Source organism: Methylobacterium phyllostachyos (genome assembly GCF_900103445.1).
GTDB classification, from domain to species: domain Bacteria; phylum Pseudomonadota; class Alphaproteobacteria; order Rhizobiales; family Beijerinckiaceae; genus Methylobacterium; species Methylobacterium phyllostachyos.
On the sequence record NZ_FNHS01000006.1, the window covers coordinates 95,691 to 108,202 of the forward strand.

Genomic DNA, 12,512 nt, shown 5'->3' on the forward strand with positions numbered 1-12,512 from the left:
GCATGCGTTGAGGACACGTCGATGGCTAGCACCGCCCTGCCCGAGACCATGCGCCGGATCCATTTCACCGGCCCCGGCGGCCCGGAGGTGATCGCGGTCGAGATCGCGCCGCTTCCGCAGCCGGGACCGGATCAGGTGCTGATCGAAGTGGTCGCCGCCGGTGTGAACCGTCCGGACGTGATGCAGCGCGCCGGATTGTATCCGCCACCCCCGGGAGCGACCGAGATTCCGGGACTCGAGGTCGCCGGCCGCGTCGCGTCGCTGGGCAACGGGGTCGGTGGCCTGTCCGTTGGCGACGAGGTCTGCGCGCTGGTGATCAGCGGCGGTTACGCCGAGTTCGCGGTCGCCGAAGCTGCGCATTGCCTGCCGCGCCCGAAGGCGGTTTCCTTGACCGATGCGGGGGGGCTGCCGGAGACCTTCTTCACCGTCTACTCGAACGTGGTCCAGCGCGGCCGGCTGGCCGCGGGCGAGAGCTTCCTCGTCCATGGCGGGTCCAGCGGGATCGGCGCCACCGCGATCCAGATCGCGAAGCATGTCGGCGCCCGGGTCTTCGCCACGGCCGGATCGGCCGAGAAATGCCGCTTCTGTGAGGAGCTCGGTGCGGATGCCGCGATCGACTACAAGCAGTCGGATTTCGCCGAAGAGGTGAAGCGTCTGACGGAGGGCCGCGGCGTCGACGTCATCCTCGACATGATCGGGGCCAGCTACCTGGCCCGGAACCTCAAGTCCCTGGCTCCGGACGGGCGCCTGGTGATGATCGCCCTCATGGGCGGCTACAAGGTCGACGGCCTCAACATCACGCCGATCATGCGCAACCGCCTGACCTTCACCGGCTCGACGCTCCGGCCTCGTCCCAAGGCCGACAAGGCCGCGATCGCGGAGGGGCTGCGCCGAGATATTTGGCCTGCGCTCGAAGCCGGGCGTATCCGCACTGTCACCCACGCCACCTTTCCCCTGGAGCAGGCCCGGGACGCGCATGCGCTGATGGAATCCAGCGCCCATCTCGGCAAGATCCTGCTGACCACAGGGCGCTGACCGGCGCGTAGGCAGGAACCTGCTTCGTCGGAGCCGCGTTGGCGGCCGGTAACGGAATCGTGTCGCAGACCGCGCCTTCGCGTGTTGCGTCCGGCAGACGAGGGTTTGTGCCAATGGTCGAGAAATTGAACCCGCAGGAGGGACGGCAGGGCGAGCGCGGCAAGCCCGTACTCTGGGTCCTGGTGGCGAGCCTCGTCCTCTTGGCGATCGCCACCGTCGGGTTGCTGACATGGAACGGCGCGAATGCGCCGAAGACTTACGACAGCCAGGTGGGGAACGTGTCGGGCCGCGAGATCACCGGCTCGGTCAACGGCCAGACCGGTGGCGCCTCGACGTCGAACAGCACGGGCGTTCCGGGCGGCAACCCGTCCTATCCGCAGCCGTCGCAGCAGAATGCGAATGGCGGAGCTGCCAAGTAATCGTATGCGGGGCGGCGATCGTGCCGCCCCCGGTGCCGACGATCAGCGGGTCGGAACCGGCGTCGGTCCGCGGTAATCGTAGAAGCCGCGCTTCGCCTTCCGGCCGAGCCAGCCCGCCTCGACATACTTCACCAGGAGCGGGCAGGGGCGGTACTTCGAATCCGCAAGCCCCTCATACAGGACCTGCATCACCGAAAGGCAGGTATCGAGACCGATAAAGTCGGCGAGCTGGAGCGGGCCCATCGGGTGGTTCGCTCCGAGCTTCATGGCGGTGTCGATCGATTCCACCGAGCCCACGCCCTCGTACAGCGTGTAGATCGCCTCATTGATCATCGGCAGCAGAATGCGGTTGACGATGAAGGCCGGAAAATCCTCCGACATCGTCGAGGTCTTGCCCAGCTTGGCGATGAACGCCTTGGCCGCCTCGTAGGTCGTATCCTCGGTGGCGATGCCGCGGATCAGCTCGACGAGCTGCATCAGCGGCACTGGATTCATGAAGTGGATGCCGATGAACTTCTCCGGCCGGTCCGTCGCCGCGGCCAGCCGGGTGATCGAGATCGACGAGGTGTTGGTCGCGACCAATGCCTCCGGGCGGAGCGAGGCGCATAGACTTGAGAAGATCTCGCGCTTCGTGGCCTCGTTCTCGGTCGCGGCCTCGATCACGAGGTCACACGGTCCCAAGGCATCGAAATCGCGGGCCGGGGCGATACGCGCGCGGGCTGTGCGGCTGTCTTCTTCCGACAGAGTGCCTTTGCTGACGAGCCGATTGAGGTTGCCCTCGATCGCACCCAGACCGTTCTCGAGGCGGGCTGCGTCGCGATCATTCAGCAGGACATCGAGACCGGCCGAAGCGCAGACCTGCGCGATGCCGCTGCCCATCTGGCCCGCGCCGATGATGCCGACCCGCTTGATCTCCATGTCCATCTGTCGACCTGTGCCCCTGATACCGATGCCCGGCGGCCCGACTCAACGGACTGTGCCCGACGACGGCACGCAGTATCGCCGTCGCCCGCCTTCTAGACCAATCACCGGCGTGGAAGGAACCCGCCGGGCCGCACGTCGCGAAAGTGCACGTCGCGCTTGGCCACGGGAAACCCCACCCGTTACTGACCCTTCGCCTTTCCGATCTCAGATTGCAGTTCCGGCACAACCTGGAATAGGTCGCCGACGAGCCCGTAATCGGCGACCTGGAAGATTGGGGCGTCTTCGTCCTTGTTGATCGCGACGATGACCTTCGAGTCCTTCATCCCCGCGAGGTGCTGGATCGCGCCGGAGATGCCCACCGCGACGTAGAGGTCGGGGGCCACCACCTTGCCAGTCTGGCCGACCTGCCAGTCGTTCGGCGCGTATCCCGCGTCCACGGCCGCGCGGGAGGCGCCTACCGCCGCGCCGAGGGTATCGGCCAGGGGCTCGATCAGCTCGTGGAACTTGTCCGACGAACCGAGCGAACGGCCGCCCGAGACGATGATCCGCGCCGAGGCTAGCTCAGGCCGGTCGGACTTGGCGATTTCCTCACCCTTGAAGCTCGAACCGCCCGCTTCCGGCGCAGAGGCCGACAGGGGCTCGACCGGCGCAGCGGAGCCGCCTTCGCCCGCAGCCTTGAAGGCCGCCGTGCGCACGGTGATCACCTTCTTGCCCGCGGGGGCCTGCACGGTCTGGATGGCGTTGCCGGCGTAGATCGGCCGCTCGAACGTGTCGGGCGACACCACCTTGATGATGTCGGAGACCTGAGCCACGTCGAGCAGGGCCGCCGCCCGCGGCAGCACATTCTTGCCCGTGGTCGAGGCCGAGGCGATGATCGTCTCGTAGGGCTCGGCGATCGACGCGATCAGCGCTCCGACCGGCTCGGCGAGATCGTGGTCGTAGATGGCGTCTTCAGCAACCAGCACCTTCTCGACGCCGTCGAGCTTGGCCGCCGCTTCGGCAACCGGCCGCGATCCCGAGCCGAGGACCAGGGCGTGGACCGGCGCGCCGATATCCTTGGCGGCCGTCAGCGCCTTCAGCGTCCCGTCCTTGATCTGGCCGTTGCCGTGCTCGACGAAGAGGAGTGTCGTCATGATCGTCTCGAATCCTCGGGTTTGAAGACGCGCGGCTCGACCCGTGGCGGGGAGCCGCGCCTACTGATCAGATGACGCCGGCCTCGACCTTGAGCTTCTGCACGAGTTCGGCCGCGGAGCCGACCTTCACACCGGCCGAGCGCCCCGGCGGCTCAGCGGTCTTGAGCACCGTGAGCTTCGGGGTGACGTCGACGCCGAGCGCGTCGGGGGCCAGCTCCTCCAGCGGCTTCTTCTTGGCCTTCATGATGTTGGGCAGGCTCGCGTAGCGCGGCTCGTTCAGGCGCAGATCCGTGGTGACGATCGCCGGCAGCTTGAGGCTTACCGTCTGAAGGCCGCCATCGACCTCCCGGGTCACGTCAAGGCTGCTCTCGCCGACCTCGATCCTGAAGGCGAAGGTGCCCTGCGGCCAGCCGAGCAGCGCGCCGAGCATCTGGCCGGTCTGGTTCGAATCGTCGTCGATCGCCTGCTTGCCCAGGATGACGAGCTGCGGGCTCTCCTTCTCGACCACGGCCTTCAGCAGCTTGGCGACGGCCAGAGGCTCGCAATTGACGTCGGTCTTCACCAGAATGGCGCGGTCGGCACCCATGGCCAGCGCGGTCCGGAGCGTCTCCTGCGCCTGCTGCGGGCCGATCGAGACCGCCACGATCTCGGTAATTTTGCCCTTTTCCTTCAGGCGGATCGCCTCCTCGACGGCGATCTCGTCGAAGGGGTTCATGGACATCTTGACGTTGGCCAGTTCGACGCCGGAGCCGTCGGCTTTGACGCGGATCTTGACGTTGTAGTCCACAACCCGCTTGACGGGCACCAGCACCTTCATGGCGGTTCCGATCCTTCCCCAAAGGATTCTTGTCGTCGTGCAGTCCAGTTCGCGCAGATGCCACACGGGCAACGCGAGGACTTACAGCGCGGCCGGACCGTAGCGGCCACATTTCCGCCTTGTCAACGCGGCGCAGTGAAGGGCGCGGGAAAAGGCCGCCGGCGCCTCAGCGGTTGGCGCCGGGCACCCAGAGGACGTCGTCCGCGCCATCCGCGTTGGCCGTACGGCTCGCCACGAACAGGAAATCCGACAGGCGGTTCAGGTAACGCAGCGCCTCGGGCGAGACGGTTTCGTCCTCCTGCGCGGCGAGGCTGACGGCCAGACGCTCGGCGCGCCGGCAGACGGTGCGGGCGAGGTGCAAGGCCGCGGAGGCCGCCGAGCCGCCGGGCAGAACGAAGGATTTCAGCGGCGGGATCACCGCGTTGAGGCTGTCGATATCCCGCTCCAGGCGGTCCACTTGGCTCGCGACGATCCGCAGCGGCTCGTAGGGGAGGGGTTCCGGACTCGGCGGCGTCGCGAGGTCCGCACCCAGGTCGAAGAGATCATTCTGGATCGCGCCGAGCATCCCGTCGAGCACACCCGTCGTGTGAAGGCGGACGAGGCCGATGCAGGCATTGGTCTCATCGACGGTGCCGTAGGTCTCGACCCGCAGATTCGCCTTGGAGCGGCGTTGGCCGTCCGCCAGCGCGGTCGTGCCGTTATCGCCGGTGCGCGTGTAGATCTTGTTGAGCTTGACCACGCAGCGGGGCGCCTCAGAACGTGTAGCCGATCTTACCACCGAAATTGGTCAATCCGCGGTTGTTCGCGCAGAGGCCCGCATTCGACATGTGTTCGACGGTCGCCATGATGCTCCAGTGTTCGGTCAGGCGGAAGCCCAGGGCGGCGGCCTCGCGGAACATCGGCGAGCATCCGAGCGTGTTGAAGCCGTAGGGCGTCTGGTCCTTCGGTCCGGTATAGCCATTGTGGGCCACGCCGCCGAAGAACCCGTCGAGGAAGACGCGACGGTTGAAGGTCTCCGGGAAAACCTCCAGCGTCCAGGTCGCGCCGAGATAGGCGTAGCTGGTCCGGCCGCCGGTGTTGTAGCTGCCGCCCACCGTCGGCCGCGGCACGAAGGCCTGCCAGAACGGGTCGGCGCTGATGACCGGCTTGGCGAAGAGAATCTCGCCGTTGACGTTCGCCTTGCTGAAGCCCGGAAGCTTGCCCTCGGCGCTGCCGGGATCCTGAACCGAGCCGCCGATGCGGACCTCGGAGACGATGCTGAGCGGCTGGGCCGGGGCCACGTAGGCCGCCGGGGGCGGCGCAAGATCCGCAGCCGAGACGGGCAGGACCGCGGCGGCGGTCATCAGGCCCACGAGACAGGTGCGGAAAGGGGCGGTCATGGGGGCTCGGCCGAAGAGTCTTCGTTTTTCGTTGCTACCGAGCGTAGCACGCGGCTTCCGGCTCACGCCGCCTATTCATCCGCGGCGGCGGCGAAAGCCGCGGGGTGCGGCAGCCCGGTCACACCCGCGACGCTTGTCTCAGGCGGAGCGCCACCAGACCACGCCCATGATGATCACGATGGCGACGAACTGCAGCAGGACCCGCAACCGCATCAATTTCTGCGAGAGGTTGGCGCTGCCGCCGCGCATCATGTTGGTGAGGCCGAAGAACAGAACGAAGGCGACGGCCAGGCAGGCCAGGAGAACGAGGGTGTTCGACGACATGGGGACGGCGTTCCGGGCGTGATGGGAACCGCGAACCGGTTCCACATCGCTGGGTGAGTGAGGGCGGGCTCAGTTGCGGCGGAGCAGGCGCTCGAAATAGTCGAGTTCCTCGCGGGGCCGCGACGGGTCGCCGAGCTTGCGCCGCAACTCCTCCATGATGCGCCGGGCCCGCTGGACAGCGGACTCGTCGGCGGTGGGCACGCGGACCCGACCGTCGCTCATGTCGCGGCCGCGGGTGGGACGCCCGAGGGGGTCGTCGTCGCGGGCGCCGGCCTGACCCTGCTGCCCCGGCTGCTGGCCGCCTTCCTGCTGACCCTCGCCCTGGCCCTGTCCTTCGGCCATCTCCTGCATCTGCTGCGCCATGCCTTCGGCGCCCTTTTTCAGCCCGTCGAGGGCGCGACCCTGCGCATCCACGGCCTCGCCCGAATCGCCCTGCTTGAGGGCGTTCTCGGCCTCGCGCATGGCATCCTCGGCGTCGGACAGACCCTGCTCACCGCGCATGCCGTTCTCCTTCATGCGCTGTTCCAGCTCTTCCAGGCGCTGCCGGAGCGCCTGCTGCCGCTCGCCGGCATCGCCCTGCTGACTCTGGCCCTGCTGCCCCTGGCCCTGCTGCCCCTGCTGCTTCTGACCCGGCTGCTGTCCGCGCTGGCCCTGCTGCTGCCCGCTCTTGGGCTGACGCTGGCCGCCGCGTTGTTCCTGACCATCCTTGTAGGTCTGGTCGCGCAGGCCCTGCTGCTCCTTGGCCATCGCATCGAGGTCGCGCATCTGCTTCTGCATCTCGCGGGAACTCTGATCCGAGCGGCTGCCGCGTTCGGCGGTCTGGAGGTTCTCCAGAACGTTGCGCAACTGATCCATCAGGCGCTGCGCCTCGGCGGTATCGCCGCGCTTCATCGCGTCCGCCATGTCCTGGATCATCTTGTCGAGATCCTGGGGCGTGACGGTCTTGGATTGCTGGCCGTTCTGTTGCTGGCGCTCGCCGGTCTTGCCGGGGTCGCGCCCCTGCTTCTGGGCCATCTCGGACAGGAATTTGTCCAGCGCCTGCTTCAGATCCTGGGTCAGGCGCTTGATCTCGTCGTCGGGCGCGTTGCGGTCGATGGCCTCCTTCAGCCGGTCCTGCGCCTGACGCAGTTGCTTCTCGGCGTCCGACAGGTCGCCGTCCTCGATCTTCAGCGCCATTTCCCAGAGCAGGTCCGCGACCGCGACGAGCTCGGAATCGGAACGCGCGCGGCGCAGGCGCTCGGTGGCGGTCTTCAGCCCCAGGAACACCGCGGGTTGCGGCGTGAACATCTCGGGGGCGACCAGCAGCGCATCGAGCGCCGCCTGGACCCAGGGGCGGTCCGAATCGGGTGCTGTGACGAGGCGGCGACGATCCTCGGCCAGCGCACGCGCCAGCGGGTCGCGGAACGGCCGCGCCGGCAGCGTGATCTCGGTCTCCGGCGTCCGGGCTTCCTGCCCGGCCTCGTCCTTGACGGTGATGCGGTAGCGCACCCGGGCGCCCGACCATGCATTGTCGGTCAGATCGACCAGGGTCTTGGTGTCGGTTTCCCCCGAGGCGTCGGCCGGGAGCGCGAGGTTGATGTGCGGCAGCGGCACCAGCGAGCGGCCAGGCTTGATCGGTGCGATCTCGGCTTCGGCCGAGCTGATCCCGTAATCGTCCTTGGCACGGTAGGTGAGGTTGAAGGTCCCGCGACCGTTCACCTCCGGTCCGCCGACGGCCGTCACCTCCGGCGGCCGGTCGGGAATCGCATCCACGGTCAGGCGTTGCCGGCCGGCCGGGGTCACAATCGTCAGCTCCGCGGCGCCGACGATCCGGTAGCGCTCCTCGCGCAGGTCTGGGCGCTGCTCCTGACCTGGGACCGGGACGAGCCCGGCATTGGGCGTCAGCGTGGTGTTGGCCGCGGCCTTGCCCTGGCCGGCGATGCGCACGATGAGCTGCGCGTTGACCGGGGCCCGTAGGTGCTGGTCGGTCCCGTCCATGGCGATCAGCAGGGGCGGCAGCCGCGTATAGAGCGGCGGATCGATCCAGCCATCGACGCGGAAGTTCGGTCCCGGCGCTGCCGGCTCCTGCCAATCGAACGCGGCGGCGATCCGCTCGCGCCATTCGGGGCCGGCCGCAAACAGGCTGGCCACCGCCGCAACCACCAGCCCCGCACGGAGCGCGAAGGGATCGTGCCGGGTCATGCCCGGCCGGGGCGGGCCGACCCGCAAGGCCGCCACGGCCCGCGCGGCGCGACTCTGGTGGAGGGCCCAGAGTGCCCGGCTGCCGGAATCGGCTGCACCCACCGCCAGGGTGTCCTGGGCGGTCGAAGCCGGCCCGTGACGCAGGGCCGGATCGCGCGCCGAAGCCTCTCGGTCGAGCCGGGTCAGCGCCGAGCGCCGCTCGATCCTTCTGACGTGGACGAGTGGTAGGAGGGCGGCAACCAGCAGCACGGCCAGGACGGCTAGACCCAGCTGCCGCCAGAGGGGTGGCAGATCGAGCCAGACACCCGCCCAGGACAGGATCAGGAACAGCAGAACGACCCCGAGGCCGCGCCAGAGCAAGGGCCAGGCCTGCTCCCACAACGCCGCCGCGCGGGCCTGGGCGACCAGACGGTCGAGCCGCGCGGCTGCGCCGTCGCTCTCCGTCCGCGGGCCGTTCTCGCCGCTATCGCTCTCGAAGCCGCCTTTACCGATCACGCCGATCGTTCCGCCTCGCGTCCCGGCATCGGGGGCAATCCCGGCGCCAACCCTGTGAGGCTATCATGGTGGGCCGGCCCGGTCGGCGGGTCAAATCGGCGCTGGGTGACGCTCAGTTGTGCGCCTGGATGAAGTTGCGCACCTGCGGGTAGATCTGCGTCTCCCACCGCCGGCCCGCGAAGACGCCGTAATGGCCGACTCCGGGCTGAAGGTGGTGGCTGCGCATGTACGGGGGGAGGCCGGTACAGAGGTCGTGGGCCGCCATGGTTTGGCCGACCGCGCAGATATCGTCCCGCTCGCCCTCCACGGTCATCAGGGCCGTGCGGCGGATCGACCCGAGATCGATCGGCTCGCCGCGATAGCGCACCGCATTCTGGGCCAGGGCGTGATCCTGGAACACCGTCTTGACGGTCTCCAGGTAGAACTCGGCCGCGAGGTCGAGCACGGCGAAATATTCGTCGTAGAAGGTCTCGATCGCCTCGGCCTTCGCGTGCTCGCCGTTGGCCATGTGCCAGAACAGGTCGGCGTGGCCCTGGATATGGCGCTTGGCATTCATCGACATGAAGGCCGAGACCTGCATGAATCCGGGATACACCTTGCGACCGGCACCCTTGTGGCGGTTCGGGACCGTGGCGATCAGGTTCTGCTCGAACCACGCGATCGGCTTCGAGGTCGCGAGTTCGTTGACCCCGGTGGGATTGATCCGGCAATCCACCGGGCCGGCCATCAGGGTCATGCTGCGCGGCGCGGCCGCGTCCTTGGCCTGCGCCATCGCGGCGGCGGCGACCAGCGCCTGTACCGCGGGCTGGCAGACCGCCACCATGTGGGCACCTTCGCCGATCGTCTGCAGGAAGTGGACGAGGTGGCCGACATAATCGTCGAAGCCGAACCGCCCCTCCGCAAGGGGCACGTCGCGGGCGTTGTGCCAGTCGGTGATGTAGACGTCGTGGTCCGGCAGCATCGTGCGCACCGTCGCGCGCAACAGCGTGGCGAAATGGCCCGACATGGGCGCGACCATCAGCACCTTGGGCTGCTCGGCGTGAATGTCCTTCTTGAAGTGCATGAGCGTGGCGAACGGCGTGACCACCACCGGCTCCTCGGTGACCGGGACGCTCCGGTTGCCGACATCGACCGCGTCGATGCCGAAGGGCGGCCGCGCGAAGGTCAGGCCGGCCCGCATCATCATCCGGGCGCCCGCCGACATCCACGTGATCGGCTCGCCCAGGCCGACCCAAGGCGACCAGACGTCGTTGAGCACTTTGCCCCAAGCTCGCGTCTGGGCGGCGATGTCGGTCTGCAGGTCGAACGCATCGTACAGCATCGGGCAGACACTCGCGGCGCCCTGCCCGGCACGCGGGCTCACGGGGCAGAAATGTTGGCGGATGCCGGGATCAGACTTGCATCAGCTTGGCCGGGCAGGATGGTTGCGGTTCCCAAGTCCCGCAACTGTCGGGGAGCGAAAGCCGCGAAGAAGACTACCGACGTGGCTTTGATGCATCATTCGGGACCCGAACGGTGCATTGGTGCGGATGGACGCGCGCCCCGCCTAATCTCCGGTCGATACTGCGGCCGGTTCGTCCAGGCGCCCGTCGATGAGGGTCAGGACGCCCGGTGAACTTCGGCCCCGGTGTCGATCTCGGTCCGGCGATGCTCGCAGGCGATCTTGAGATATCGGTCACCGCCCCCGGGCAAGCCGGCCTGCGCGGCCATGGCCTGCGCGTGCATCAGACACTCCATCGGCGTGTGGGCCGGGGCGACAATGACGTCGAGCGCGGTATCACGGGAGCAATCCTGGGCCAGCAGCGTGCCGGCGCAGACCAGGGCGACGGAGAGCAGTTCGGACATGACGGACCTCGGCTTTGCGCGATCGAAAGGTCCGCGGATTGCTCTGGCGTGCGAGCCGCCGCGTTGTCGTTGCCTGGGTGTTCCTCGAAGGTGTTGAGAGGTGTAAGCACACCGTATGCCAGTTGTGCCGACCGGTAGAAGTGCCGTCAGTCATTCGCGCGCCGGCAGCCAATGGGTCTCCGGCTCCTTGGGCGGCAGAAGCTTCGCAACGGCGTCGAGATCGACCACGTAATGCTCCGTCAGCATGCGCCACATCTCGACGGGTGAGCCAGCTTGAGGCTTCAGGCTGTCGAGAGCCCGGGCCACCAGGGCCGTATTCAGCAGCTTCGGACGTTGCAGCAGTGGATCGGCGTTAAGCATCGGCTACGCTCCTTTGCGGTGGGCATAACCTCCTGCCACTGTGGTTAACGTCCGGTTACCGCGCAGGGCCAGACCTTGCGAACGTCTTCGGAAATCTTGCCGTCGCTATTTCTGTGCGAAGTTGAATTGGATTGGACAATCTTGAGCAGTGGTCCGCGTTCCTGATGTCGGGGGATCCGAAGCGCGGTCGTGGGTCTCCCGCGAATCGTTTGTCGGCATTCGGGCTGGCCGCTTCCGGTTCACAAGCACCAACCCATCCCTTATCAGGCTGGCGGATCGAGGCCGGGCAGGGCTAGGCCGAGGCGGCGCGCGCCTTCATGCCGATCGTGCGAGCGGAACATCATGGACGCCAAACCACACGCGATCGGCGCGACTCAGGGGCCGACCGCCCGCCTCGTGCTCGCCTCCGCTTCGCCGCGCCGGCTCGCGCTGCTGCAGCAGATCGGCATCGAGCCGGCCGCCCTGCTGCCGGCCGAGATCGATGAGACCCCCCGCAAGGCCGAGCCGCCCCGCGATCTCGCCCGCCGCCTGGCGCGCACAAAGCTCGCCACCGCAGAGGCGGCCCTGCACATGGAGGACAAGGGGGCGCCGACATGGCTGCTCTCGGCCGATACGGTGGTGGCGGTTGGCCGGCGGGTGCTTCCCAAGGCCGAGATCCCGGACGAGGCGGCGGATTGCCTGCGTCTCCTATCGGGCCGTCAGCACCGGGTGTTCACGGCGATCTGCCTGCTCTCGCCGCGCGGCCGTCGCGAGCGGATCGTCGAGACGCGGGTGCGATTCAAGCGCCTGTCGGGGCGCGACATCCAGGGCTACGTTGCCTCGGGCGAGTGGCGGGGCAAGGCCGGAGGCTACGCGATCCAGGGTCTCGCCGGCGCCTTCGTGGTGAAGCTCGTCGGCTCCTACAGCGCCGTGGTCGGGCTGCCCCTCTACGAGACCATGAGCCTCTTGGACGGTGAGGGCTATCCTATCCGGGCCGGCTGGGGCGGCCTCGCGTGAACCGGGAGCGGCGCCCGGGCTGCCCGATCTGCCGACAGCCATCCACCCCCGAGTACCGCCCGTTCTGCTCGCAGCGTTGCGCCGATGTCGATCTCGGGCGCTGGCTGAACGAACGCTACGCCATCCCAGAGGAGATCGACACCGACGATCCCCCTCCGCCGCCCCCGGATCCGGAGCACTGACACTTTTTGCTGCGTTTCCGTCACGTCGATGTCACGGCAAGGCTGGACAGGCCGCCACGCACTGACTATACCCCGCGGCGTCCGAGGCGCACGCAGCCGCGGGCGATGCCCAGGTAGCTCAGTTGGTAGAGCATGCGACTGAAAATCGCAGTGTCGGTGGTTCGATTCCGCCCCTGGGCACCATCTCCTCGCTGATCACGCAGGCGAGACGTTTCCAACATCACCGAACAAGGTCGATCCGCCGGTAAAGCGATAAAATCGCTTGTTGGGTCGGTTCTGCACTCCATCGATTGATGCCTGCACCAGTCTAAGTGCAGCGATGGAAATCAGGAACCCGGACGCTGTCTTCCCGCGAACGGCGAGGCGTCTTTTTAATACAGCAATCGATTTGAGATTGATTACCCTCGTCAATCCATGTCGTC

General features: G+C 67.6%; 14 protein-coding genes and 1 tRNA gene. 5 read left to right on the forward strand and 10 right to left on the reverse strand.

Translation table 11 applies throughout. The annotated features are described in order from the left end of the window. The first annotated feature begins 21 nt into the window (after positions 1 to 21). Positions 22 to 1,035 (forward strand): NAD(P)H-quinone oxidoreductase, encoded by a 1,014-nt coding sequence (locus BLQ49_RS11125; protein ID WP_091715836.1) that lies wholly within the window; start codon positions 22 to 24, stop codon positions 1,033 to 1,035. Between the two features lie 113 nt (positions 1,036 to 1,148). Then, positions 1,149 to 1,454: a hypothetical protein gene (locus BLQ49_RS11130; RefSeq protein WP_091715837.1), complete on the forward strand. Its 306-nt coding sequence runs from the start codon at positions 1,149 to 1,151 to the stop codon at positions 1,452 to 1,454. Between the two features lie 42 nt (positions 1,455 to 1,496). Here BLQ49_RS11130 and BLQ49_RS11135 read toward each other — a convergent pair whose 3' ends face one another. From BLQ49_RS11135 to BLQ49_RS11180, 10 genes are all read right to left on the reverse strand, one after another. Further along, on the reverse strand, positions 1,497 to 2,378 hold the full coding sequence (locus tag BLQ49_RS11135) for a 3-hydroxybutyryl-CoA dehydrogenase (RefSeq protein ID WP_091715839.1): 882 nt from the start codon (positions 2,376 to 2,378) through the stop codon (positions 1,497 to 1,499). Positions 2,379 to 2,557: 179 nt separating this feature from the next. Next, positions 2,558 to 3,511 (reverse strand): electron transfer flavoprotein subunit alpha/FixB family protein, encoded by a 954-nt coding sequence (locus BLQ49_RS11140; protein ID WP_091715841.1) that lies wholly within the window; start codon positions 3,509 to 3,511, stop codon positions 2,558 to 2,560. Between the two features lie 67 nt (positions 3,512 to 3,578). Further along, a complete protein-coding gene (locus tag BLQ49_RS11145) occupies positions 3,579 to 4,328 on the reverse strand; it encodes an electron transfer flavoprotein subunit beta/FixA family protein (protein WP_091715843.1) in 750 nt (249 codons plus the stop codon). A 166-nt stretch (positions 4,329 to 4,494) separates the two neighbouring features. After that, entirely contained in the window at positions 4,495 to 5,067 is a 573-nt protein-coding gene (locus BLQ49_RS11150; protein WP_091715845.1) for a cob(I)yrinic acid a,c-diamide adenosyltransferase, read from the reverse strand. A 13-nt stretch (positions 5,068 to 5,080) separates the two neighbouring features. After that, complete coding sequence (locus BLQ49_RS11155; RefSeq protein WP_091715846.1) at positions 5,081 to 5,707, reverse strand: acyloxyacyl hydrolase; 627 nt, start codon at positions 5,705 to 5,707, stop codon at positions 5,081 to 5,083. A 138-nt stretch (positions 5,708 to 5,845) separates the two neighbouring features. Further along, on the reverse strand, positions 5,846 to 6,031 hold the full coding sequence (locus tag BLQ49_RS11160; RefSeq protein WP_091715848.1) for a twin transmembrane helix small protein: 186 nt from the start codon (positions 6,029 to 6,031) through the stop codon (positions 5,846 to 5,848). Positions 6,032 to 6,100: 69 nt separating this feature from the next. Further along, a complete protein-coding gene (locus tag BLQ49_RS11165) occupies positions 6,101 to 8,707 on the reverse strand; it encodes a TIGR02302 family protein (RefSeq protein ID WP_091715849.1) in 2,607 nt (868 codons plus the stop codon). Between the two features lie 112 nt (positions 8,708 to 8,819). Next, on the reverse strand, positions 8,820 to 10,028 hold the full coding sequence (locus BLQ49_RS11170) for a polyhydroxyalkanoate depolymerase (RefSeq protein WP_091715851.1): 1,209 nt from the start codon (positions 10,026 to 10,028) through the stop codon (positions 8,820 to 8,822). A 278-nt stretch (positions 10,029 to 10,306) separates the two neighbouring features. After that, positions 10,307 to 10,552, reverse strand: coding sequence for a hypothetical protein (locus BLQ49_RS11175; RefSeq protein ID WP_091715852.1), 246 nt, complete (start codon positions 10,550 to 10,552; stop codon positions 10,307 to 10,309). Positions 10,553 to 10,702: 150 nt separating this feature from the next. Beyond that, positions 10,703 to 10,912 carry a hypothetical protein gene (locus BLQ49_RS11180; protein WP_091715854.1) on the reverse strand — a complete coding sequence of 70 codons (210 nt, stop codon included), beginning with the start codon at positions 10,910 to 10,912 and terminating at the stop codon, positions 10,703 to 10,705. A gap of 342 nt (positions 10,913 to 11,254) precedes the next feature. Here BLQ49_RS11180 and BLQ49_RS11185 point away from each other — a divergent pair, with 342 nt between their 5' ends. The 3 genes from BLQ49_RS11185 to BLQ49_RS11195 all read left to right on the forward strand — a co-directional run bounded on the left by BLQ49_RS11185 (position 11,255) and on the right by BLQ49_RS11195 (position 12,273). Continuing rightward, positions 11,255 to 11,908, forward strand: a complete 654-nt coding sequence (locus BLQ49_RS11185; RefSeq protein WP_091715856.1) for a Maf-like protein — start codon at positions 11,255 to 11,257, stop codon at positions 11,906 to 11,908. Continuing rightward, positions 11,905 to 12,090, forward strand: a complete 186-nt coding sequence (locus tag BLQ49_RS11190; RefSeq protein WP_091715857.1) for a DNA gyrase inhibitor YacG — start codon at positions 11,905 to 11,907, stop codon at positions 12,088 to 12,090. The genes BLQ49_RS11185 and BLQ49_RS11190 overlap by 4 nt, the downstream gene beginning before the upstream one ends. Positions 12,091 to 12,197: 107 nt before the next feature. Then, a tRNA-Phe gene (locus tag BLQ49_RS11195) sits at positions 12,198 to 12,273 on the forward strand. Positions 12,274 to 12,512: the final 239 nt, after the last annotated feature.